The organism is Microbacterium sp. CCNWLW41 (genome assembly GCF_037083505.1).
Map to the genome: position 1 here is coordinate 201,036 of NZ_JBAOJP010000009.1, position 21,961 is coordinate 222,996.

The 21,961-nt window shown below is 71.5% G+C and carries 24 protein-coding genes; 16 read left to right on the forward strand and 8 right to left on the reverse strand.

The features are described from left to right. Positions 1–76: 76 nt before the first annotated feature. The 12 genes from sufB (at position 77) to V6R91_RS27510 (ending at position 11,668) form a co-directional block, all read left to right on the forward strand. The gene (gene sufB / locus V6R91_RS27455; RefSeq protein ID WP_336397867.1) at positions 77–1,495 is read left to right on the forward strand and encodes a Fe-S cluster assembly protein SufB; all 1,419 of its coding nucleotides are present in this window, start codon (positions 77–79) and stop codon (positions 1,493–1,495) included. Further along, positions 1,496–2,683, forward strand: coding sequence for a Fe-S cluster assembly protein SufD (gene sufD, locus V6R91_RS27460; protein WP_336397868.1), 1,188 nt, complete (start codon positions 1,496–1,498; stop codon positions 2,681–2,683). Further along, entirely contained in the window at positions 2,680–3,009 is a 330-nt protein-coding gene (locus V6R91_RS27465) for a non-heme iron oxygenase ferredoxin subunit (protein ID WP_336397869.1), read from the forward strand. Before sufD ends, V6R91_RS27465 begins: the two co-directional genes overlap by 4 nt. 15 nt (positions 3,010–3,024) lie before the next feature. Beyond that, the gene (gene sufC / locus V6R91_RS27470; protein ID WP_336397870.1) at positions 3,025–3,825 is read left to right on the forward strand and encodes a Fe-S cluster assembly ATPase SufC; all 801 of its coding nucleotides are present in this window, start codon (positions 3,025–3,027) and stop codon (positions 3,823–3,825) included. 9 nt (positions 3,826–3,834) lie between these two features. Next, a complete protein-coding gene (locus V6R91_RS27475; protein WP_318352910.1) occupies positions 3,835–4,164 on the forward strand; it encodes a metal-sulfur cluster assembly factor in 330 nt (109 codons plus the stop codon). Between the two features lie 86 nt (positions 4,165–4,250). Further along, positions 4,251–5,414 (forward strand): MalY/PatB family protein, encoded by a 1,164-nt coding sequence (locus V6R91_RS27480; protein ID WP_442928186.1) that lies wholly within the window; start codon positions 4,251–4,253, stop codon positions 5,412–5,414. After that, entirely contained in the window at positions 5,411–6,772 is a 1,362-nt protein-coding gene (locus V6R91_RS27485; protein ID WP_336397871.1) for an MFS transporter, read from the forward strand. The genes V6R91_RS27480 and V6R91_RS27485 overlap by 4 nt, the downstream gene beginning before the upstream one ends. Before the next feature lie 57 nt (positions 6,773–6,829). Continuing rightward, on the forward strand, positions 6,830–7,774 hold the full coding sequence (locus V6R91_RS27490) for a siderophore-interacting protein (protein ID WP_336397872.1): 945 nt from the start codon (positions 6,830–6,832) through the stop codon (positions 7,772–7,774). Then, a complete protein-coding gene (locus tag V6R91_RS27495; protein ID WP_336397873.1) occupies positions 7,771–8,781 on the forward strand; it encodes a FecCD family ABC transporter permease in 1,011 nt (336 codons plus the stop codon). The genes V6R91_RS27490 and V6R91_RS27495 overlap by 4 nt, the downstream gene beginning before the upstream one ends. Continuing rightward, entirely contained in the window at positions 8,778–9,794 is a 1,017-nt protein-coding gene (locus V6R91_RS27500) for a FecCD family ABC transporter permease (protein ID WP_336397874.1), read from the forward strand. Before V6R91_RS27495 ends, V6R91_RS27500 begins: the two co-directional genes overlap by 4 nt. Next, on the forward strand, positions 9,791–10,615 hold the full coding sequence (locus V6R91_RS27505) for an ABC transporter ATP-binding protein (protein WP_336397875.1): 825 nt from the start codon (positions 9,791–9,793) through the stop codon (positions 10,613–10,615). Before V6R91_RS27500 ends, V6R91_RS27505 begins: the two co-directional genes overlap by 4 nt. A gap of 21 nt (positions 10,616–10,636) precedes the next feature. Continuing rightward, positions 10,637–11,668: an ABC transporter substrate-binding protein gene (locus tag V6R91_RS27510; protein ID WP_336397876.1), complete on the forward strand. Its 1,032-nt coding sequence runs from the start codon at positions 10,637–10,639 to the stop codon at positions 11,666–11,668. A gap of 62 nt (positions 11,669–11,730) precedes the next feature. Here V6R91_RS27510 and V6R91_RS27515 read toward each other — a convergent pair whose 3' ends face one another. Further along, a complete protein-coding gene (locus V6R91_RS27515; RefSeq protein WP_336397877.1) occupies positions 11,731–12,378 on the reverse strand; it encodes a biotin transporter BioY in 648 nt (215 codons plus the stop codon). 202 nt (positions 12,379–12,580) lie between these two features. On the opposite strand from V6R91_RS27515, the gene V6R91_RS27520 reads away from it, so the two are divergent. After that, positions 12,581–14,179 carry an ABC-F family ATP-binding cassette domain-containing protein gene (locus tag V6R91_RS27520; protein ID WP_336397878.1) on the forward strand — a complete coding sequence of 533 codons (1,599 nt, stop codon included), beginning with the start codon at positions 12,581–12,583 and terminating at the stop codon, positions 14,177–14,179. A 27-nt stretch (positions 14,180–14,206) separates the two neighbouring features. On the opposite strand, the gene V6R91_RS27525 is transcribed toward V6R91_RS27520, so the two are convergent. The 4 genes from V6R91_RS27525 to V6R91_RS27540 form a co-directional block, all read right to left on the reverse strand. Further along, a complete protein-coding gene (locus V6R91_RS27525) occupies positions 14,207–15,106 on the reverse strand; it encodes an SURF1 family cytochrome oxidase biogenesis protein (protein ID WP_336397879.1) in 900 nt (299 codons plus the stop codon). Further along, positions 15,103–15,333 carry a hypothetical protein gene (locus V6R91_RS27530; RefSeq protein WP_336397880.1) on the reverse strand — a complete coding sequence of 77 codons (231 nt, stop codon included), beginning with the start codon at positions 15,331–15,333 and terminating at the stop codon, positions 15,103–15,105. Before V6R91_RS27530 ends, V6R91_RS27525 begins: the two co-directional genes overlap by 4 nt. Then, positions 15,330–15,698: a DUF3099 domain-containing protein gene (locus V6R91_RS27535; RefSeq protein WP_336397881.1), complete on the reverse strand. Its 369-nt coding sequence runs from the start codon at positions 15,696–15,698 to the stop codon at positions 15,330–15,332. Before V6R91_RS27535 ends, V6R91_RS27530 begins: the two co-directional genes overlap by 4 nt. A 66-nt stretch (positions 15,699–15,764) precedes the next feature. Next, entirely contained in the window at positions 15,765–16,268 is a 504-nt protein-coding gene (locus tag V6R91_RS27540) for a DUF4190 domain-containing protein (RefSeq protein ID WP_336397882.1), read from the reverse strand. A 130-nt stretch (positions 16,269–16,398) separates the two neighbouring features. Between V6R91_RS27540 and fabG the strand changes: the two genes are divergently transcribed. Then, positions 16,399–17,109, forward strand: coding sequence for a 3-oxoacyl-ACP reductase FabG (gene fabG / locus V6R91_RS27545; RefSeq protein ID WP_336397883.1), 711 nt, complete (start codon positions 16,399–16,401; stop codon positions 17,107–17,109). Between the two features lie 22 nt (positions 17,110–17,131). On the opposite strand, the gene V6R91_RS27550 is transcribed toward fabG, so the two are convergent. From V6R91_RS27550 to V6R91_RS27560, 3 genes are read right to left on the reverse strand one after another with little or no spacing between them, the layout of a single operon-like run. After that, positions 17,132–17,839, reverse strand: coding sequence for an alpha/beta fold hydrolase (locus V6R91_RS27550; protein WP_336397884.1), 708 nt, complete (start codon positions 17,837–17,839; stop codon positions 17,132–17,134). A 43-nt stretch (positions 17,840–17,882) separates the two neighbouring features. After that, complete coding sequence (gene serB, locus V6R91_RS27555) at positions 17,883–18,524, reverse strand: phosphoserine phosphatase SerB (protein ID WP_336397885.1); 642 nt, start codon at positions 18,522–18,524, stop codon at positions 17,883–17,885. Positions 18,525–18,567: 43 nt separating this feature from the next. Continuing rightward, positions 18,568–19,812 carry a glucose-1-phosphate adenylyltransferase gene (locus V6R91_RS27560; protein WP_336397886.1) on the reverse strand — a complete coding sequence of 415 codons (1,245 nt, stop codon included), beginning with the start codon at positions 19,810–19,812 and terminating at the stop codon, positions 18,568–18,570. Between the two features lie 77 nt (positions 19,813–19,889). Between V6R91_RS27560 and glgA the strand changes: the two genes are divergently transcribed. After that, positions 19,890–21,083, forward strand: a complete 1,194-nt coding sequence (gene glgA / locus V6R91_RS27565) for a glycogen synthase (protein ID WP_336397887.1) — start codon at positions 19,890–19,892, stop codon at positions 21,081–21,083. 9 nt (positions 21,084–21,092) lie between these two features. After that, positions 21,093–21,878, forward strand: coding sequence for an ABC transporter ATP-binding protein (locus tag V6R91_RS27570; protein ID WP_336397888.1), 786 nt, complete (start codon positions 21,093–21,095; stop codon positions 21,876–21,878). The last annotated feature ends 83 nt before the right edge of the window (positions 21,879–21,961 follow it).

The following is a 21,961-nucleotide window of genomic DNA, read 5'->3' on the forward strand; positions in this document are numbered from 1 at the left end:
CCCCTCCGGTATCTCCACCGGAGATCACGGATGCCGGGACGGATGACACCGCCAGGGCCCGGAGGAGAACGTGACGATGACTGATGTGCTGATCGATCGCCCGGAGCTGGAAGGCCTGGGTGTCTACGAGTTCGGATGGCACGATGCCGACGCCGCGGGCGCCGTGGCGAAGCGCGGCATCGACGAGGGCGTGGTGCGCGGCATCTCCGCTCTCAAGAACGAACCGGAGTGGATGCTGAAGACCCGTCTGAAGGGCTATCAGCTCTTCGGCCGCAAGCCGATGCCCACGTGGGGGGCTGATCTCAGCGAGATCGACTTCGACAACATCAAGTACTTCGTGCGCTCCACCGAGAAGCAGGCGCAGTCGTGGGAGGACCTCCCCGAGGACATCCGCAACACCTACGAGAAGCTGGGCATCCCGGAGGCGGAGCGTCAGCGCCTCGTCGCCGGCGTCGCCGCGCAGTACGAGTCCGAGGTGGTGTACCACCAGATCCGCGAAGACCTCGAGGCGCAGGGCGTCATCTTCATGGACACCGACACGGCGCTGCGCGAGCACCCGGAGTTCTTCGAGGAGTACTTCGGCACCGTGATCCCCGCCGGGGACAACAAGTTCGCCGCCCTGAACACCGCGGTGTGGTCGGGCGGGTCGTTCGTGTACGTCCCGCCGGGCGTCCACGTCGAGATCCCGCTGCAGGCCTACTTCCGCATCAACACCGAGAACATGGGCCAGTTCGAGCGGACGCTCATCATCGCCGACGAGGGCTCGTACGTGCACTACATCGAGGGCTGCACCGCCCCGATCTACAAGAGCGACTCGCTGCACTCGGCCGTGGTCGAGATCATCGTGAAGAAGAACGCCCGTGTGCGCTACACGACGATCCAGAACTGGTCGAACAACGTCTACAACCTCGTCACCAAGCGGGCCGTGGCCCACGAGGGCGCGACGATGGAGTGGATCGACGGCAACATCGGCTCCAAGGTGACGATGAAGTACCCGTCGATCTTCCTGATGGGCGAGCACGCCAAGGGCGAGACCCTGTCGGTCGCCTTCGCGGGACCCGGCCAGCACCAGGACGCCGGCGCGAAGATGATCCACATGGCGCCCTACACGCAGTCCTCGATCGTCTCGAAGTCGATCGCCCGCGGGGGCGGCCGTGCCGGCTACCGCGGTGAGGTGCGCGTCGACGCCAACGCCCACCACTCGGCCAACACCGTCCGCTGCGATGCGCTGCTGGTCGACACGATCTCCCGCTCCGACACGTACCCCGCGATCGACATCCGGGTCGACGACGTGCAGCTCGGCCACGAGGCGACCGTCTCGAAGGTCAGCGAGGAGCAGCTGTTCTACCTCATGAGCCGGGGACTGCCCGAGGACGAGGCCATGGCCATGATCGTGCGCGGCTTCATCGAGCCGATCGCGCGCGAGCTGCCCATGGAGTACGCGCTCGAACTCAACAAGCTCATCGAGATGGGCATGGAAGGATCCGTCGGCTAGATGAGCCCCACCACCGAGGCCCCCACCATTCCCGGCGCGAAGGGCCACTCCGATGGCGCCGGTGCGTTCGTGCCGGTGCAGACGCGCTCCGAGCGTCCCCGTTCCTACGACCCGGCCGCCTTCGAGGCACCGACCGGGCGTGAGGTGAACTGGAAGCACACCCCCACGAGCCGCCTGGCGCCGCTGTTCGCCGACCAGCCCGCGCCCCACGGCGTGATCCAGGTCGACGTCCAGGCGCCCTCCGAGCTGGTCCAGGAGCGGCTCGGCCACGGCACCCGGCCGCGCGGAGAGGTCTTCCAGCCCGAGGACCTGCCCGCCGCGATCGCCTGGAAGCAGGAGGCCGAGGCGCCGCTGCTGCGCATCCCCGCCGGCGTGGAGCTCTCCGAGCCGGTCGTCGTGAACCTGCGGGGGACCGGCGGGCTGGCGCACGCCCACGTCGTGGTCGAGGCGCTGCCGAACTCCCACGCCACCGTGGTGTTCCGCCACACCGGCACGGCGCAGCACGCCCAGAACGTCGAGATCATCGTCCGCGACGGCGCCCATCTCACCCTGGTGTCGGTGCAGGAGTGGGACGACGACGCCGTGCACGCGGCATCCCACCAGGCCCGCGTCGAGCGCGACGCGACCCTCCGCCACGTGGTCGTCAGCTTCGGCGGCGGCGTCGTGCGCGTCAACCCGAGCGTCGAGCTCGCCGGAACCGGCTCGCGCGGCGAGCTGTACGGCCTCAGCTATTCCGACGCCGGCCAGCACCTCGAGAGCCAGGTGTACCTGCACCACAAGGGCGCCGAGACCAGCGGCGACGTCCTGTACAAGGGCGCGCTGCAGGGGGAGGGCGCGCGCAGCGTCTGGATCGGCGACGTGCTCATCGGACCGGATGCCGTCGGCACGGACTCGTACGAAGCCAACCGCAACCTGGTGCTCACCGACGGCGCGCGCGCCGAGTCGATCCCGAACCTCGAGATCGAGACGGGCGACATCCGCGGTGCCGGACACGCCAGCGCCACCGGGCGCTTCGACGACGAGCAGCTGTTCTACCTGCAGTCCCGCGGCATCGGCGAGGACGAGGCACGGCGCCTGGTCGTGCTCGGCTTCCTCGCGGAGATCGTGCAGAAGATCGGCGTCGCCGAGCTCGAGACCGAGCTGTTCGCCGCGATCGAGGCTGAACTCGCCAAGGAGGTCGTGCGATGACCGCGCAGCGCGTGTGCGCCCTCAGCGACCTCGTCCAGGACGAAGCCCGCCGCGTCGAGGTGGACGGCGTCGCCATCGCCGTCGTGCTCGACTCCAACGGCGAGGTGCACGCCATCGGCGACGTCTGCACCCACGGCGACATCTCGCTGTCCGAGGGCTTCGTCGACGGCGAGACGCTCGAGTGCTGGGCCCACGGCTCGGCGTTCTCGCTGCGCACCGGAAAGCCCCTCAACCTCCCCGCGTACGAGCCGGTCCCGGTCTTCGCGGTCACCGTCGACGGCGATGACGTGCTCATCGACCCGACCGTCAAGCTCGAAGTGAACTGAAGAAGGTACTGAACAATGTCTGTCCTCGAGATCCGCGACCTGCATGTGACGGTCGAGACGGATGCCGGCACCACCCCGATCCTCAACGGCGTGACGCTCACGATCCGCACGGGTGAGACCCACGCGATCATGGGCCCCAACGGCTCCGGGAAGTCCACGCTCGCCTACACGATCGCCGGTCACCCGAAGTACACCGTGACGAGCGGTTCGATCACGCTCGACGGCGAGGACGTCCTGGAGATGTCCGTCGACGAGCGCGCACGCGCGGGCCTGTTCCTGGCCATGCAGTACCCGGTCGAGATCCCCGGCGTCACCGTCACCAACTTCCTGCGCACCGCGAAGACGGCGGTCGACGGCGAGGCGCCGTCGATCCGCACGTGGACCAAGGACGTCAAGGCGTCGATGAAGAACCTGCGCATGGACCCGAAGTTCGCGCAGCGCAACGTCAACGAGGGCTTCTCCGGCGGAGAGAAGAAGCGCCACGAGATCCTCCAGCTCGAGCTGCTGAAGCCGCAGATCGCCGTCCTCGACGAGACCGACTCGGGGCTCGACGTCGACGCGCTGAAGGTCGTCTCGGAGGGCGTCAACCGCGCCAAGGCCGAGACCGACCTCGGCGTGCTGCTCATCACGCACTACACGCGCATCCTCCGCTACATCCACCCCGACTTCGTGCACGTCATGGTGGGCGGCCGTATCGTCGAGGAGGGCGGACCCGAGCTCGCCGACCGCCTCGAGGACGAGGGCTACGACCGCTTCCTGCCCGCGGGCGAAGAAGAGCCGGCCGCGGCCGAGGCCCCCGTCGGCAGCGAAGCGTAGGATCGTCTCATGACGGCGACGCTCACGCCCGAGAAGTACGACGAGGTCACCGAGGCCCTGAAGGACGTCATGGACCCGGAGCTCGGGATCAACGTCGTCGATCTCGGTCTCATCTACGATCTCGCCTGGGATGACGAGAACGATGCTCTGGTCATCCACATGACCCTGACATCGGCCGGCTGCCCGCTGACCGACGTGCTCGAGGAGCAGACGGCGCAGGCGCTCGACGAGGTCGTCGAGCGGTTCCGCATCAACTGGGTGTGGATGCCGCCGTGGGGTCCCGAGCGGATCACCGACGACGGCCGCGACATGATGCGCGCGCTCGGCTTCGCCATCTGACCGAGCCTGGTCGCCACGACGGCGGTGACGTTTCGCACGGTGACGCCTCGGCGATGCGGCGGCGCACCCGTCGCTAGGCTCGAACGGTGAGCGTCATCACCCCCCTGCAGGCACTTCCCGTCGATCAGCTGCGCCGGCGCTCGAGCACGAAGTGGCGCCGGTATCCGGAGGACGTGCTGCCTATGTTCGTCGCCGAGACGGACTTCGTGCCGGCCCCTGCCGTCACGGCGGTGCTCGCGCGGGCGGTGGAGCTGGGCGACACCGGCTACACGCCCCCCGACCCCGGCATCCGCGACGCCTACGCGGGCTTCGCGGACCGACGCTTCGGATGGACCGTCGACCCGGCGCGCATCCGCACCACGTGCGATGTGATGATGGGCGTCGTCGAGATCCTGCGGCGGGTCGTCGAGCCCGGGAGCCGCGTCGTCGTGACGCCGCCGGTCTACCCGCCGTTCTACGACTGCGTGCCCGAGGCGGGCGCGGTCGTGGAACGGGTGCCGCTCCGTGACACCGGCGACGCGTGGGAGCTCGACCTGGCCGGCATCGAGGCGGCGTTCGCGGACGGGGCGCGCGCGATCCTGCTCTGCAACCCGCACAACCCGACCGGCACCGTCCACTCCCGCGCGACGCTCGCGGCTCTCGCCGAGATCGCGTCGAAGCACGGCGCCGTCGTCGTCAGCGACGAGATCCACGCCCCCCTCACCGGACGCGGCGCCACCTTCACGCCGTTCCTCGACGCGTCGCCGACGGCCGCGCGGGTCGGGTACGCCGTCGTGAGCGCGAGCAAGGCGTTCAACCTCGCGGGCCTGAAGTGCGCGCTGATGGTCACCGCCGACGACGCGACCGCGGCGGTCGTGCGCTCCCTGCCCGACGAGGTCGAATGGCGCACAGGCCTCTTCGGAGCACTCGCGGCCGTCGCCGCCTTCTCTCCGGAGAGCGACGGCTGGCTCGACGCGCAGCTGGCGGCCCTCGACGAGAACCGGCTCCTGCTGGCCGACCTCCTCGCCGAGCATGTGCCGGCGGCGCGGTACCGGATCCCGGATGCCGGATTCCTCGCGTGGATCGACCTCTCCGCGTTGGGCTGGGGCGAGAACCCCGCGGTGAAGGTGCTCCGGGATGCGAAGGTCGCGCTGCACTTCGGCCCGCTCTTCGGCGAGGAGGGCAGGGGCCACGTCCGTCTGAACTTCGGCTGCTCACCCGACGTGCTGCGCGAGGCGGTGCAGCGCCTGGGCGCCCTGGCGCGGTCGTGACGGGCGCGCCGCGGACGAGCATCTGGCAGGCGCGCTACGTCTGGGTGACCGTCGGCGCCGTCGCGCTGATCTTCCTCGCGGCGATGCAGTCGCTGGCGATCACGACGGTCATGCCCGTCGTCAGCGCAGACCTCGACGGCGATCGGCTCTACGCCGTGGCGTTCGCGGGCACGCTCGCCACGAGCGTCATCGGCATGGTGGCGGTCGGCGCCTGGTGCGACCGCGGCGGCGTGCTGGCCCCGCTCACCACCGCGGTGGGACTCTTCGTCGTCGGGCTGGTGCTGTCAGGGCTCGCCCCGAGCATGCCCGTGCTCGTCGCGGGCCGTCTCGTGCAGGGGCTCGGCACCGGCGGGCAGACGGTGGCGCTGTACGTCGTGGTGGCGCGGGTGTACCCGGGCGCCGTGCACGGGCGCGTGTTCGCCGCGTTCTCGGCGGCGTGGGTCGTGCCCTCGCTCATCGGTCCGTTCCTGGCCGGCGCGGTCACCGAGTTCCTCCACTGGCGCTGGGTGTTCCTCGGTGTCGCCGCGCTCACGGTCGTCGCGTTCGTCATGGTCGTGGCGCGCCTGTATGGGCTGCCTCTGCACACCGATCAGCCTGCGACGGGGCGCGTCGGGCCACGGCTGGCGTGCGCCGTCGCTCTGGCGATCGGCGCCCTCGGGCTCAGTCTCGCCGGAGAGCTGGGGGTCTGGGCGGGAGTCGCGGTCGCGGCATCCGTCGCCGTCATCGCCCTCGCCTCGCGACCTCTGCTGCCGCGCGGGACCCTGCGCGCGGCGCGCGGTCTTCCCAGCGTGGTGCTCATGCGCGGGCTGATCGCGGGGGCGCTGTTCGGAGCAGAGATCTACGTGCCGTACCTGCTCATCGACGACTACGGGTTCTCGCCGACGTGGGCCGGCCTGGGCCTGACCGCCGCGGCACTCGCGTGGGCGGCCGCCGCCGACGTGCAGGGCCGGTTCGGCGACCTGATCGGGAACGCGCGGATCACGCTCGTCGGCACCGGGCTGCTCGTCGCCTCGCTCACCGTTGCCGCGGCCACAGCGCTCCTCGGGCTGCACCCGGCGATCCTCATCGCCGGGTGGGGGCTCGCCGGCGGCGGCATGGGACTGATGTATCCGCGACTGACCGTGCTGACGCTCGCGTACTCGACGGCGCAGAACCAGGGGTTCAACTCATCGGCGCTGTCGATCTCCGACGCGGTCGGCTCGGCGTCGTCGATCGCCGTGATGGGACTCGTCTTCACGATGCTGGCGGCGACGGATGCCGGATTCCCCGCCGTGTTCGCGATCGGCATCGTGCTCGCGCTCGCGGCCCTCATCCCCGGGCTCCGTCTCGGCCACGCCCATGAGGCTGCGCGCGCGTGACGGCGGATGACGACGCGCGATTTGGGGGAGCGAGGCAGGTAAGGCTAGCCTAACCGGGTGAGCACTTCGACCGAGACCCGCACACGTCCCGCCTATCGTCCCTACCGGACCAGCGTCGTCGCGGTCGAGCGGCTCGCGCCGCACTTCGTGCGCGTGACCTTCACCGGCCCCGACCTCGACGTCTTCGGAACCGCCGGTCTCGACCAGCGGATCAAGCTCATCCTCCCGCTGCCCGACGGCTCCCTCAGCGACATCGGGCAGGACGACCCCGCCGCGGTCGACGACGGGAGCTGGTACCTCCGCTGGCGCTCGGTGCCGGGCGCGTCCCGCAGCCCCCTCCGCACGTACACCGTCCGGCGCATCGACCCCGTCGAGCGCCGGCTGGTGGTGGACTTCGTCGTCCACCACGACGCCGGGCCGGCCGGTTCGTGGGCGGAATCCGCCGCCGCCGGGCAGGAGCTCGTCATCGTCGGACCCGACGAGCGCAGCGAGGACCGCCGCTCCGGTCTGGACTGGCATCCCGGTACCGCACAGCGCGTGCTGCTCGCCGGCGACGAGACGGCGACGCCGGCGATCTGCGCCATCCTCGAGTCGCTGGACGACTCCTACGACGTGGACGCCTTCCTCGAGGTCCCCACGGCGGCGGATCGCCTGGACCTCGACGTGCCCGGCCACTTCCGTGTCACGTGGCTCGCCCGCGACGCCCGGCCGCACGGCGAGAGCCTGATGTCCGCGGTGTCGGCCTGGACGGATGCCTCGCCGGACGTCCTCGCCAAGGCCGCGGCGCCGCGGACGCAGGACCTCGTCGACGTCGACGTGGACATCGACCTGCTGTGGGACAGCCCTGCCGACGCCGACGGCGACTTCTACGCATGGATCGCGGGCGAGGCGGCGATGGTCAAGGGACTGCGCCGTCACCTCGTCCAGGGGTGCGGCGTCGACCGCAAGCGCGTCGCGTTCATGGGGTACTGGCGCCTGGGCCAGTCCGAGCGGCAGGAATGACCGGCGCCCGCACGCGGCGCGCGCGGGCCATCTTCGCGGCGGCCCTCGTCGTGCTCGCGATCGCCGTGCTCCTGAGCCTGGCAGTCGGCGCGCGGCCGATACCGCCGTGGGTGGTCTGGGACGCGCTGACCGCGCCGGACCTGACGATGGCGGACCACTCCGTCGTGCTGACGCAGCGCATCCCTCGCACCGTGATCGGGATCCTCGCCGGAGCGGCGCTCGCCGCGGCCGGGGCGGTGATGCAGGGGCTCACGCGCAACCCGCTCGCCGATCCCGGACTGCTGGGCATCAACGCGGGGGCTTCGCTCGCCGTCCTCGCGGCCATCACCCTCCTCGGCATCACCACCCCCGCCGGGTTCGTGTGGTTCGCCTTCGCCGGAGCGGCCGCCGCCGCCGTCCTCGTCGCCGCGATCGGCTCACGCGGGGCGGACGGCTCGAACCCGGCCAAGCTCGCGCTCACGGGCGCCGCCGTCACCGCCGGTCTGACCTCGGTGTCGATCCTCATCCTGACGACGGACATCGTCGCGCTGGAGGTCTACCGCTACTGGTCGGTCGGAGCCCTCACCGCTCGCGGCCTCGACGCCGTCGCCGCGGTGGCCGGGCCGGTCGTCGTCGGGCTCGCGCTGGCGGTCGTCTCGATCCGCGGACTGGACCTGATGGCGCTCGGTGAGGACACGGCGCGCGGCCTCGGCCATGATGTGACGCGCACCCGGGTGGTGGGGATCCTCGCGACGGTGCTGCTCTGCGGCGGGGCGACCGCGATCGCCGGGCCGATCGTGTTCCTCGGCCTGCTGGTCCCGCACGTGCTGCGCGCATTCGTCGGAGACAGCTACCGCGACCTCGTGCTGATCGGCATCCCGCTCGGCGCCGCGGTGCTGGTGCTGGCGGACGTCATCGGACGCGTCATCGCGCCACCGGGGGAGGTCCAGGCGGGCATCGTGGTCGCCTTCCTCGGGGCGCCGATGCTCATCGCCCTCGTCCTGCGGCGGAAGCAGGTCACGCTGTGAGCGTCGTCGAGGCCGTCCGCACGAGGACGCGAACCCGTCGCCGCTGGGTCGTGCTGGCGCTGAGCGCGGTGCTCGTCCTCATCGCCGCGCTCTCGCTCTCGCTCGGGGACTACCCGCTCTCGCCCGATCAGGTCTGGCGGACGCTGTGGGGCGGTGGCGAGCGCGTCGAGGCCTACGTGGTGTTCCAGGTGCGGGCTCCGCGCTTGACGATGGCCCTCACCGCCGGCGCCGCGCTCGGCACCGCGGGTGCGCTGCTCCAGGCGCTGCTGCGCAATCCGCTGGCCAGCCCCGATCTCCTCGGGATCTCGGGCGGCAGCGGCGTGGCGGCGGTGTTCGCCCTGCTGGTGCTGGGGACGACCGGGCCCGTCCTGACGGTCTTCGCGTTCGCGGGCGGCCTCACCGTCGCGGTCCTCCTGCTGTTCGCGGGGCGGGGCCAGCGCGCCGGCGGCTACCGGCTGATCCTCGCCGGCATCGGGGTGGCGTTCCTGTGCACGGCGATCACGAACTTCCTCATGGTGCGCGCGCAGGTGGAGCAGACGCAGACCGCGCTGCTGTGGCTCACGGGAAGCCTGTCCTCCACCCCGTGGTGGCAGGTCGTGACGCTCGTGCTGGTCGGGGTCGCCGCCGTCCCCGCCGTCATCGCGTCCGCCCGCTGGCTCCCGATCAACCAGATGGGACCCGCGACGGCGGCGGGACTCGGCATCCATCCCTCCCGGGTGCAGCTGGTGGCGGTCGGGGCGGCCGTGCTCCTGACCGCTGCGACCTGCGCGTTCATCGGCCCCGTCGGCTTCATCGCGCTGTGCGCGCCGGCGATCGCACGACCGCTGCTCGGGCACGGGGCCATCGGCGTCGGCTCGAGCGCGGTCGTCGGTGCGACGCTGCTCGCCGCCGCCGACCTCGTCGCGCAGTTCGCCATCCCCGGCCTGCAGCTGCCGGTCGGGGTCGTGACGGGTGCGCTCGGCGCCGTCTTCCTCCTGTGGCTTCTCGGCACGTCGAAAGGACGCAACCTGTGAGCACCGACACTCTTTCTCCGCGGCTGGTGGCGCGCGGACTGTCGGCCGGCTACCCGGGTCGACGGGTGATCGAGGATCTCGACCTCACGATCGCCCCGGGTCGGGTCACGATGATCATCGGCGCGAACGCCTGCGGGAAGTCGACGCTGCTGGGCGTGCTCGCCCGCCTCCGCCCCCCGATGGCGGGCACCGTCGAGCTGGACGGCGTCGACGCGACGACCCTGTCGCGGCGGCGGTTCGCGCGAGCGGTCGGCCTGCTGCCTCAGCAGCCGTCGGCGCCCGAGGGGCTCACCGTGGCAGAGCTCGTCTCGCGCGGTCGGCATCCGCACCGAGGCGTGTTCCAACGGTGGAGCCCGGAGGACTCCGCGATCGTGGACTCGGCGCTGGCGAGCACGGGGATGACCGAGCTCGCCGACCGCCCCGTCGGCGACCTCTCCGGCGGCCAGCGGCAGCGCGCGTGGATCGCGATGGCGCTCGCGCAGGACCCGCGGATCCTGCTGCTGGACGAGCCGACCACGTTCCTCGACCTCAGCCACCAGATCGAGGTGCTCGATCTGCTCCGAGAGCTCAACCGCACGCAGGGCACGACGATCGTGGTGGTGCTGCACGAGCTCAACCTGGCGGCGCGATACGCCGACGAGCTCGTCGTCATGTCGCACGGCCGTGTCGTGGCGCATGGCGCGCCCGCCGATGTGCTGACGGCGGAGGTGGTCGCCGAGGCCTTCTCGCTCGACGCCCTGGTCATGCCGGACCCGCTCACCGGCACCCCGCTGATCGTCCCCGTCCCCGGCGGCGCCCACAGCGCCGCCGACCACGCCTGACACCATCGAAAGGAACACCACATGTCACGCAAGCTCACCCGTGGCGCCGCCGGCGCGGCTGCGGTCGCGGCGCTGGCCCTGACCCTCGCCGCGTGCGCGGGCGCGCCCGCCGCCGAGACGTCGGCCGACGAGGGGTCCGAGACCGGCGCCTACCCGCTGACGATCCCGAGCGCGCTCGGCGACGCCGTGATCGAATCCGCGCCGACCCGCGTCGCGACGTGGGGATGGGGCGCGACCGACGCGGTCCTGGCGCTGGGAGTCGTCCCTGTCGCGATCCCGTCCGACGACTACTCCGGCGGCGACGACCGCATGGCTCCGTGGGTGGCGGACGGGCTGGAGGGGCTCGGCGGGGAGGCGCCGGCGATCCTCGACAACTCGACCTACGAGCTCTCGGTCGAGGAGCTGCTCGCCACCGACCCGGACGTGCTCCTGGCGCCCTACTCGGGTCTCACGCAGGACGAGTTCGACGCCGTGACCGAGGCGGGCGTGCCGGTCGTCGCGTACCCCGACGGTCCGTGGACCACCCCGTGGCGCGATGTCGTCACGATCGTCGGTGAGGCGCTGGGCAAGGAGGACGAGGCCGAGCAGGTGCTCGAGGACCTCGACGCGATGGTCGCCGAGGCGGCTGCGGCGCATCCCGAGTTCGCCGAGTCGACGATCGCCGTTCCCACGGAGTCGGCGGGCACCTACTACCTGTACCTGGCCTCCGACCCGCGCGTCGAGATCCTCGAGGACCTCGGATTCCAGACGCCCGCGAGCGTCGCCGACCTCGACACGGGGGAGAGCACGTTCTACACCACGGTCAGCCCGGAGAACCTCGACCGGATCGATGCCGACGTCATCCTGACGTTCGCGGAGACGCAGGACGCGCTCGACGCGTTCCTGGGCTCAGATGCGGGCAAGCTCATCCCCGCCGTGCAGAGCGGCGCGGTCGCCTCGCTCGTGGGCGCCGAAGACGTCTCGGCGCTGTCGCCCACGCCGCTGACGCTGCCGTGGGGGCTGGACGCCCTCGTGGAGAAGCTCGCCACGGCGACCGCCGTCGCGCAGGGCTGACGCCTGGAACAAGGGGAGCCCCGGCCGATCGGCCGGGGCTCCCTCGTCGTCCGAGCGCGGGATCACTCCTTGGAGGCGTCGGCCTTGCGCACCAGCGCCCACGCGCCGGGGATGATCGCGGCGGCGAGGGCCGCCTTGATCAGGCCGCCGAGGATGAAGGGCAGCAGCCCCACCTCGAGCAGGCCGGCGAAGGAGTAGTCCAGCCCCATCACGACGTTGAGGATGAACGCCATGTAGGGGATGCCGAAGAGGAAGGGCACGATGCTCGCGGCGGCGAAGCCGATGAAGGCGAGGGCGGGGCGCCGATCCCATGCGCGCTCGGCGAACCAGCCGGCGACGAACGCCGAGACGATGAATCCGATGACGAAGCCGAAGCTGGGCTTGCCGACGGCGGCGAGGGTCCCGGTGAAGCCGGCGAACACGGGGAGGCCCGCGAGGCCCACGAGCATGTAGGTCGTGAGCGCCGCCGCGCCGCGCCAGGCGCCGAGTGCGGCGCCGACGACGATGACGCCCAGCGTCTGTCCGGTGATGGGGACGGGCCAGAGGGGGATCTCGACCTGGGCGAGGAGGGCGACGACGGCGGCGCCGGCGATGACGAGCCCGGCGTCGAGGGCGAAGGCGCGGGCGCGGGAGGACGGGCGGGCGATGACGTCTGCGAGCACGCGGCGCGCGCCTGCGGCGGCGGTCGGGACGGCGGCGATGGATGACATGGGACTCAGCCTAGGGGGCGACGGATGCCGCTAGTTGGACGCAGTCCACCAATGATCGGCCGATCCGCTGTCCGGCTTCCACACCCGCCGAGGTGAGGGCTGCGGTGCGAGGGCGGGACGATCGCCGGCCGACGAAGGCCCGTATACTGGATGGCTGGCCACTCGGCCGCCCCACCACCCACCGACGGAACGGACATCCGCTGTGCTCGCCGTGCACGACCTCGAGATCCGCGTGGGCGCGCGCGTGCTCATGTCGGACGTCTCCTTCCGCGTCTCCGATGGCGACAAGATCGGCCTCGTCGGGCGCAACGGCGCCGGCAAGACGACGCTCACGAAGGTGCTCGCGGGCGACCTCATCCCCGCGGACGGCAAGGTCGAGCGCTCCGGCGAGCTGGGCTACCTCCCGCAGGACCCGCGCTCCGGCGACCCCGAGATGCTCGCGCGAACGCGCATCCTCGACGCGCGCGGCCTCGGCACGCTCGCGATCGGCATGCACGAGGCATCCCTCGCCATGGGCGACGGCGACGAGGCCGTCGCCGCGAAGGCGATGCGCCGATACGCGAACCTCACCGAGCGCTTCGAGGCGCTGGGCGGCTATGCGGCCGAGGCGGAGGCGGCCTCGATCGCGCACAACCTGTCGCTGCCCGACCGCATCCTCGACCAGCCGCTGAAGACCCTCTCGGGCGGTCAGCGGCGGCGCATCGAGCTCGCGCGCATCCTCTTCTCGGACGCGCAGACGATGATCCTCGACGAGCCCACCAACCACCTCGACGCCGATAGCGTCGTCTGGCTGCGCGAGTTCCTCAAGAGCTACAAGGGCGGGCTCATCGTCATCAGCCACGACGTCGAGCTGGTCGGCGAGACGGTCAACCGCGTGTTCTACCTCGACGCGAACCGCCAGGTCATCGACGTCTACAACATGAACTGGAAGAACTACCTGCGCCAACGGGTGGCCGACGAGGAGCGCCGCAAGAAGGAGCGCGCCAACGTCGAGAAGAAGGCCACCGTGCTCCAGCAGCAGGCGGCGCGGTTCGGTGCGAAGGCGTCCAAGGCCGCGGCGGCCCACCAGATGGTGGCCCGCGCCGAGAAGATGCTCGCCGGGCTCGACGAGGTGCGTCAGGAGGAGCGCGTGGCCAAGCTGCGCTTCCCGAAGCCTGCGCCCTGCGGCAAGACGCCGCTCATGGCGTCGGGCCTGTCGAAGTCGTACGGCTCGCTCGAGATCTTCACCGACGTCGACCTCGCGATCGACCGCGGCTCGAAGGTCGTCATCCTCGGTCTCAACGGCGCCGGCAAGACGACGCTGCTGCGCATCCTCGCCGGTGTCGACCAGCCCGACACGGGGCAGCTCGAGCCGGGCCACGGGCTCAAGATCGGCTACTACGCGCAGGAGCACGAGAACCTGGACGTCTCGCGGTCGGTGCTCGAGAACATGATGTCCGCCGCGCCCGACATCACCGCCACCGACGCGCGCAAGGTGCTCGGATCGTTCCTGTTCACCGGCGACGACGTGCTCAAGCCGGCCGGTGTGCTGTCCGGCGGCGAGAAGACGCGCCTCTCGCTCGCGACGCTCGTGGTGTCGTCCGCGAACATGCTGCTGCTCGACGAGCCCACGAACAACCTCGACCCCGCCTCGCGCGAAGAGATCCTCGGTGCGCTCGCGCACTACGAGGGCGCCGTGGTGCTGGTGTCGCACGACGAGGGCGCAGTCGAGGCGCTCAACCCCGAGCGCGTGCTCATCCTGCCCGACGGCGTCGAGGACATCTGGGGCCGCGACTACGCCGACCTGGTCACCCTCGCGTAGCGTCCGCGCCGCCGCATGCCGGCGACGTCAGCGCCCGGCGGCGTCCAGCAGGGCGTCCTCGTCCTCCGCATCGCGATCACGCCGGCGGCGCGATGGCGCCGCGGCCGCGGCATCCGTCGCCTCCGCCCTCTCAACGGCTGCGTCCAACGCGTCCTCCGCGTCCTCGCGGCGGTGGCGGCGTTCCGTGCGGATGACGTAGCCGATGAAGACGAAGCCCATGATCGCGAACAGGATCCACTGGATGGCGTACGACAGGTGCGGACCGGGGTCGTCCGACGGCGCCTCCAGTGCGTTGGGCGTACTCGCCGGCGCGGGCTCCTCCGAGACCATCACGCCGTAGGCACTGCGCTCGAGGGCGTCACCGGCCGCGGGGGAGAGGCTCTCGGCGACGAGGCCGAGGTTGATCGTCGGCACCTGTCCGTCGGGCGCGCCGCGGCCCGACGCCGGGAGAGGCTCGCCCGGCCGGAGCCGGACGACGACCGTCGCGGGACCGTCGGGTGGAGCGGGCACGGCGTCCGGCACGGGCTGATCCTGCCCGGGCGGCACCCACCCGCGATCCACCAAGAGCACGCGGCCGTCATCGAGCCGGAACGGCACGAGCACCTCGAACGCCGACGTGCCGCCGTGCGGACGGTTGCGCACCAGCAGCGCGTCGTCGGCGAGGTACGTCCCGCGAAGGACGACCGGACGCCACTCGTCCGCCGGGTCGAGCCCGTCGCCGTCGGCGATGAGCTCTGCCAGCGGGACCGCGTCGGCGTCGTAGTTGCGCTCCACCAGCTCGAGCTGGGCGGATCGCTCCTGGTTGCGCGAGAACTGCCAGTTGGACAGGAACGCGCACGCGATCGCGAAGACGACGGCCAGGGTGATGTAGATCGCCCACCGCCCCGCGCGCGGGAGATTCTGCATGCTCACCGAGCGCCCGCTCATCGCGCGGCCTCCGTGGGAAGAAGGGGGTCCACCGAGAGCGGGAAATCCCGTGCGGCGAGGAACTCCCGGAGGTAGCCGACGTGCTCGTCGCACGCGACCCACGTCTTGCGGCGATCGCCGGCGTGGATGCGCGGGTTGCGCCAGTCGATCCGCCAGCGCGCAGCGGCGCGGCATCCTGTCCGCGAGCACATCGCGTCGGCGACCTGATCGGGCTCGGGGAGGCTCATGCGCTCCGGTCCGTCGTGTCGTCGGCCGCCGGACGCGACTCCTCGATGCGGATGACCCGCGGCGGCGAGGGCTCCGCGGGCGGCGCGGAGGACGGCGCCGGCAGCGCGGGCTCGGGGTCCTCTCGGCGGTTGCGACGGCTCTCCTGTCCGACGTTGGCCGAGACGACGGCGATATAGGGCAGGAAGATCGCGCCGGCGGCGAACACCCACGTGTACCAGCCGTACGGCGTGATGACAACCATCAGGATGAAGCACGCGACGCGGATGCCCATCATCACGAGATACCGCGCCGACCGCGCGCCGACCTCGTCGCGCGGTGCGCGCGGCAGAGATGTCGCAGACGGGGCGTTGCCTGAGCTCTTCACGGTACTTCCAGCGTACGCCGGTTGCACCGTGCGGGCGCCCGGGGAGCGGCTCCCCGGGCGCCTCCGTCAGACGCTTCCGCCGGACTGCTGGTAGATCGCCGCGAAGAACGAGAAGAACACGATGGCGGCGATGATGCCGAGGATGGTGAGGCCCAGGCCGACCCACCCGACGATGGTGCCCGCCAGCGCCATGCCGCGGCCCTGCTCGCCGCTCGTCTTGAGCTGGTTGAGCGACATGTGGCCCGTGATCACTCCGACGATCGACCCGATGAAGGGGAGGATGACGAAGCTCGCGATCGACGAGATGAGGGAGACGATCGCCAGCGTGTTGGTCTTCGCCGGCGCGCCGTAGCCGTAGCCGTACGACGGAGCCGATCCGTAGGCCTGCGTCGAGCCGTACGCGGCTCCGGGGGCGGCGGCCGGGTCCGAGCCGTAGGCCGGCGGGTACGCACCCTGCGAGGCGGGAGGGTACGCGCCGGGCGACGCCTGCGCCGGGGACGGCGGGGGCGGGACCGGCGGGTAGGAACCGGGCTCGGGGTTCTGGGGGCTCTGCGGGGTGCTGTCGCTCACGGCGAGGCCTTTCTCGATGTCTGGCTCCAGCGTCCCAGCGGCGGTCGGGGGTGTCAAACGCGACCGGGCGGGGCCCTCGCGCGCCGATAGGCTGGTGCGGATCCGCCCGCTCACCCCTGGGAGTACCACCATGTCCAGCGATCGCGTCGTCCTCGTCACCGGCGGCAACCGCGGCATCGGCCGCGCCATCGCCGAGCGCTTCGTCGCGGAGGGCTACCGCGTCGCCGTCACGGCGCGGTCAGGTGAGGGCCCCGAAGGCACCCTCACGGTGCGCGCGGATGTGACGGATGCCGCAGCCGTCGACGCCGCCTTCACCGAGGTCGAGAAGGCGCTCGGACCGGTGGAGATCGTCGTCGCCAACGCCGGCATCACCAAGGACACGCTGCTGCTGCGCATGACCGAGGACGACTTCGACAGCGTCATCGCCACCAACCTCGGCGGCACCTTCCGTGTGGTCAAGCGGGCCTCCAAGGGGATGCTCCGCGCCCGCTGGGGCCGCGTCGTGCTGATCTCGAGCGTCGTCGGCCTCTACGGCTCCGCCGGGCAGATCAACTACGCCGCCTCCAAGAGCGCCCTCGTCGGCTTCGCCCGGTCGCTCACGCGCGAGCTCGGGGGCCGCGGCATCACCGCGAACGTCGTGGCGCCGGGCTTCATCGAGACCGACATGACGGCCGAGCTCTCCGACGAGACGCAGGCCGAGTACAAGAAGAACATTCCCGCCGGCCGCTTCGCCTCGGCCGAGGAGGTGGCGGGCGTCGTGGCGTGGATCGCGTCGGACGACGCCGCGTACATCTCCGGCGCCGTCATCCCGGTCGACGGCGGCCTCGGCATGGGGCACTGACCTCCGCGAGCCGGTCGACGGGTCAGCCGATGGCCCGCAGGATCGCCTCTGCCACCGCGCCGGGACGTGAGAACTGCGGCCAGTGACCGGTCGGGTCGCCGTCTGCTCCGAGCTGGATGATGTCGAGCTGCCGCAGCGCCGCGAGTTCTGCCGCCCACTGCGGGGCGGCCGCGATGATCTCGCGGATCTGCGCCTCGCTCACTGTTCCGGTGATGATCGTCGCGGGCACGGAGCGCCGGCGCTCATCGGACAGGTGGATCGGGTCGGTGGGCACGCGCGCGGGAACCGAGCGGGTGCGGGCCGCGGCATCCGCCCTCGTCTGCGGGTCGAGGTCGGCGACGTCGAGCTCGTCGAAGAAGTCCCACCCGGGGAACGGGATCACCCCGTCGACGACGGGGAACTCCGACACCGACCCGCCGTCGGAGGGAGGGAAGGTGTCGAGGAAGACCACGCGCGCGACACGCTCGGGGCGGGCATCCACTGCGCCGTAGGCGACATTGCCCCCGCCGGAATGCCCGACCAGCACGATCTCGCCGTCGAGCCGGTCGACCGCCGCGACCGCCGCCTCGACCCAGTCGGCGATGCCGATCCCGGCGGACTCGTCGGCCGGCGCTCCGACTCCGGGCATGGTGAGCGGGTGCGTGCGATGGCCTGCCGACTCGAGCGCCGGGGCGACGTCGCCCCACGACGCCGCGTCGAGCCACAGTCCGGGTATGAGGATGATGTGCATGGCGCCGACGCTACGCCTCGCCGCCGACATCGCGCGAGGACCGTCAGGGCAGCAGCGGGATGACCTCGGCGAGGTCCACCGGTCCGACGACGACATCGGCGCGGGCGCGCACCGCCGGCTTCGCGTTGAACGCGACACCCAGGCCCGCGACCGCCATCATCTCGAGATCGTTCGCGCCGTCGCCGATCGCGATGGTGCGTGCCAGCGGGACGGTGCGCTCGGCCGCCCACTCCCGCAGGGCGGCGGCCTTGCCCGGGGCATCCACGATCTCCCCGTCGACGACGCCGCTGAGAACCCCGTCGCGCGTGGCGAGACGATTCGCGCGCCACACGTCGACGCCGAGCTGCGGCGCCACGGTGTCGAGGATCTCGTGGAACCCTCCCGACACCACCCCGACGGCCCCGCCCCGGTCGTGCACCGCCTCGATCAGCTCGACGACGCCCGGCGTCGGCTCGATGCGGGCCCGCACCCGGGCGAACGCCGCGAGCGGCACGCCCTCCAGCACGCGCACGCGCGAGCGCAGGCTGGTCGCGAAGTCGACCTCGCCGCGCATCGCGGCCTCGGTCGCCGCGGCGACCTCCGGTCCGCGGCCCGCCTCGTCGGCGATCAGCTCGATGACCTCGTTGCGGATGAGCGTCGAGTCGGCGTCGAGGACGACCAGGAAGCGGGCGGGCGCTGCGGGCATGACTCCACGCTAGCGGGACGCGGATGCCGCTCCCGACCGCCCGTCATCGTTCGACGCGCACGCCCTTGCCGACCACCGTGATGCCGCTGTCGGTCACCGTGAAGCCGCGGGCCAGGTCCTTCTCCCGGTCGACCCCGACGGTCGCGCCGTCCTCGAGCCAGACGTTCTTGTCGAGGATCGCGCGGTGCACGCGCGCCCCGGCGCCGACGTGCACGTAGTCGAACAGGACGGAGTCGGTGATCGTGGAACCGCCGCCGGCGAGCGTCCACGGCCCCACCACGCTGCGCTCGAGGTGCGTGCCCGACAGCACCGATCCGAGCGAGACGATCGAGTCGATCGCGTTGCCGATGCGGCCCACCGAGTCGCGCACGAACTTCGCCGGCGGGGAGTTGACCGCCTGCGAGTGGATCGGCCAGTCGGTGTTGTAGAGGTTGAAGATCGGCAGCGTCGAGATGAGGTCGCGGTGCGCGTCGAAGAACGAGTCGATCGTTCCCACGTCCCGCCAGTAGTACCGGTCGCGGTCGGTGGACCCCGGCACCTCGTTGCGGTTCATGTCGTAGACGCCCGCCTCGCCGCGCTGCACGAAGTAGGGGACGATGTCTCCGCCCATGTCGTGGTTGGAGGTCGCCAGCTCGCCGTCGTGCTCGACCGCCTCGATGAGCGCGTCGGTGTTGAAGATGTAGTTGCCCATCGACGCGAGCACCTCGTGAGGCGCGTCGGCCAGCCCCACGGGACTCTGCGGCTTCTCGAGGAAGTCGCGGATCCGGCCCGGGTCCTCCGGGTCGACGTCGATGACGCCGAACTGGTTCGCCAGTGCGATCGGCTGCCGGATGCCGGCGACCGTGGCGCGCGCGCCGGACTCGATGTGGGCCGCGAGCATCTGCCGGAAGTCCATGCGGTAGACGTGGTCGGCGCCGATCACGACGACGATGTCGGGCTGCTCGTCGTTGATCAGGTTGAGGCTCTGCAGGATCGCGTCGGCCGAGCCGGAGAACCAGCGCTTGCCGAGGCGCTGCTGGGCAGGCACCGACGCGACGTACGAGTCCAGGAGCGCCGACATCCGCCAGGTCTGGGAGATGTGGCGGTCGAGACTGTGGGACTTGTACTGGGTGAGCACCACGACCTGGCGCAGCCCCGAGTTGATCAGGTTCGAGATCGCGAAGTCGATGAGCCGGTACTGCCCACCGAACGGCACCGCCGGCTTGGCGCGATCCGCGGTCAACGGCATCAGCCGCTTCCCTTCGCCGCCGGCGAGGATGATTCCGAAGACCTTGGGCGCTGCTGGCATGGCACCACCCTAGGCCCGGCGGGTGATTCGGGGGTACCCGTTACACCCGGGCACGCCGGTGTAATAGGTTTCGTGCCATGCGCGTCGACATCGTGACCAAGGAGTACCCGCCGGAGATCTACGGGGGAGCCGGCGTCCACGCCACCGAGCTCGTCAAAGCGCTGCGCGACATGATCGACGTCCGGGTGCGCGCCTTCGGCGCCGACCGCGACGAGGAGGGGACGACGTCCTACGGGGTGCCGTCCGAGCTGGCGGCCGCCAACGCCGCCGTGCAGACGCTCGGCACCGACCTCGAGATCGTGTCGGACGTCGCCGGCGCCGACGTCGTCCACAGCCACACCTGGTACGCGAACTTCGCGGGGCACCTCGCCTCGCTGCTGCACGGCATCCCGCACATCGTCACCGCCCACAGCCTCGAGCCGCTGCGCCCCTGGAAGGCCGAGCAGCTGGGCGGCGGGTACGCGGTCTCCAGCTGGATCGAGAAGACGTCCTACGAGGGCGCGGCCGCGATCGTCGCCGTGAGCGGCGGCATGCGCGCCGACATCCTGCGCAGCTACCCGGCGCTGGACCCCGACCGCGTGCACGTCATCTACAACGGCATCGACGTCGAGGCGTGGCATCCGGTCGAGGACCCGGCTCTGCTGGAGGAGCTCGGGATCGATCCGGCGAGGCCGTCGGTGGTCTTCGTCGGGCGCATCACGCGCCAGAAGGGCCTGCCGTACTTCCTCCGTGCGGCCGAGCGCCTTCCCGCCGACGTGCAGGTGATCCTCGCGGCCGGCGCCCCCGACACCCCGCAGATCATGGCCGAGGTCGAGGGTCTCGTGCGCGGCCTGCAACAGAGCCGCGACGGCGTCGTGTGGCTGGACCGCATGCTGTCACGCCACGAGCTGTGCACGATCCTGAGCGCCGCGACGACATTCGTCTGCCCGTCGGTGTACGAGCCGCTCGGCATCGTCAACCTCGAGGCGATGGCGTGCGGCGCCGCGGTGGTCGGCACGGCGACCGGCGGCATCCCGGAGGTCGTGGTCGACGGCGTGACGGGGCGCCTCGTGCCCATCGAGCAGGTGCAGGACGGCACCGGCACCCCCACCGATCCCGAGCGCTTCGTCGCGGATCTCGCTCGCGTGCTGACCGAGGTCGTCAGCGATCCCGAGCGTGCCCGCGAGTACGGCGCGGCAGGGCGCCGGAGGGCGACCGAGGAGTTCAGCTGGCGGCGCATCGCCGAGCAGACGGCGGCGCTGTACGCGGAGGTGGCCGCCGGCGGCCGATAGGCTGTCGGCATGCCTGAGGTGCTCGAGTTCTCCGACGTCGTCGTCCGCCGAAACGCTCGGAACATCGTCGATCACCTGAACTGGACGGTCTCCGACGACGAGCGCTGGGTGATCCTCGGGCCGAACGGCGCCGGCAAGACGACGCTGCTGCAGATGGCCGACACGCTGCTGCACCCGACGTCCGGCACCGTGACGATCCTGGGGGAGCGGCTCGGCCGCACCGACGTCTTCGACCTGCGCCCCCGCATCGGCTTCGCCTCTTCCGCGATGGCCCGTCGGGTGCCCCCGGAGGAGACGGTGCTGAACGTCGTGCTCACCGCGGCGTACTCGGTGCTCGGACGCTGGCGCGAGGACTACGAGGACATCGACGAGCGGCGCGCCCTGCGCGTGCTCGCCGAGTGGAAGCTCGACCATCTCGCCGATCGCACGTTCGGAACGCTCAGCGACGGCGAGCAGAAGCGCGTGCAGATCGCGCGGGCCGTCATGACCGACCCCGAGCTGCTGCTCCTCGACGAGCCCACGGCGAGCCTCGACCTCGGCGCCCGCGAGGAGCTGCTCATCCTGCTGGGCGGGTACGCGCAGGCGCCGACGACGCCGGCGATGATCATGGTCACGCACCACGTCGAGGAGATCCCGGTCGGGTTCACGCACGTCCTGCTGCTGCGCGACGGCCAGGCGGTGGCATCCGGCCCCGTCGGCGAGACCCTCACCGCGGACGCGCTCACCGAGACCTTCGGCGTGCCCATCCGGCTGAGCGAGGACGGCGGCCGCTACGCCGCCCGTGCCGCACACTGACCCGTCCGGCTCGCGCGCCGTGGAACGGCGGTTCGGCGAGCGGGCCCTGGGCTGGTAGACTCGCTCTTTGGTGCGCAAGCACC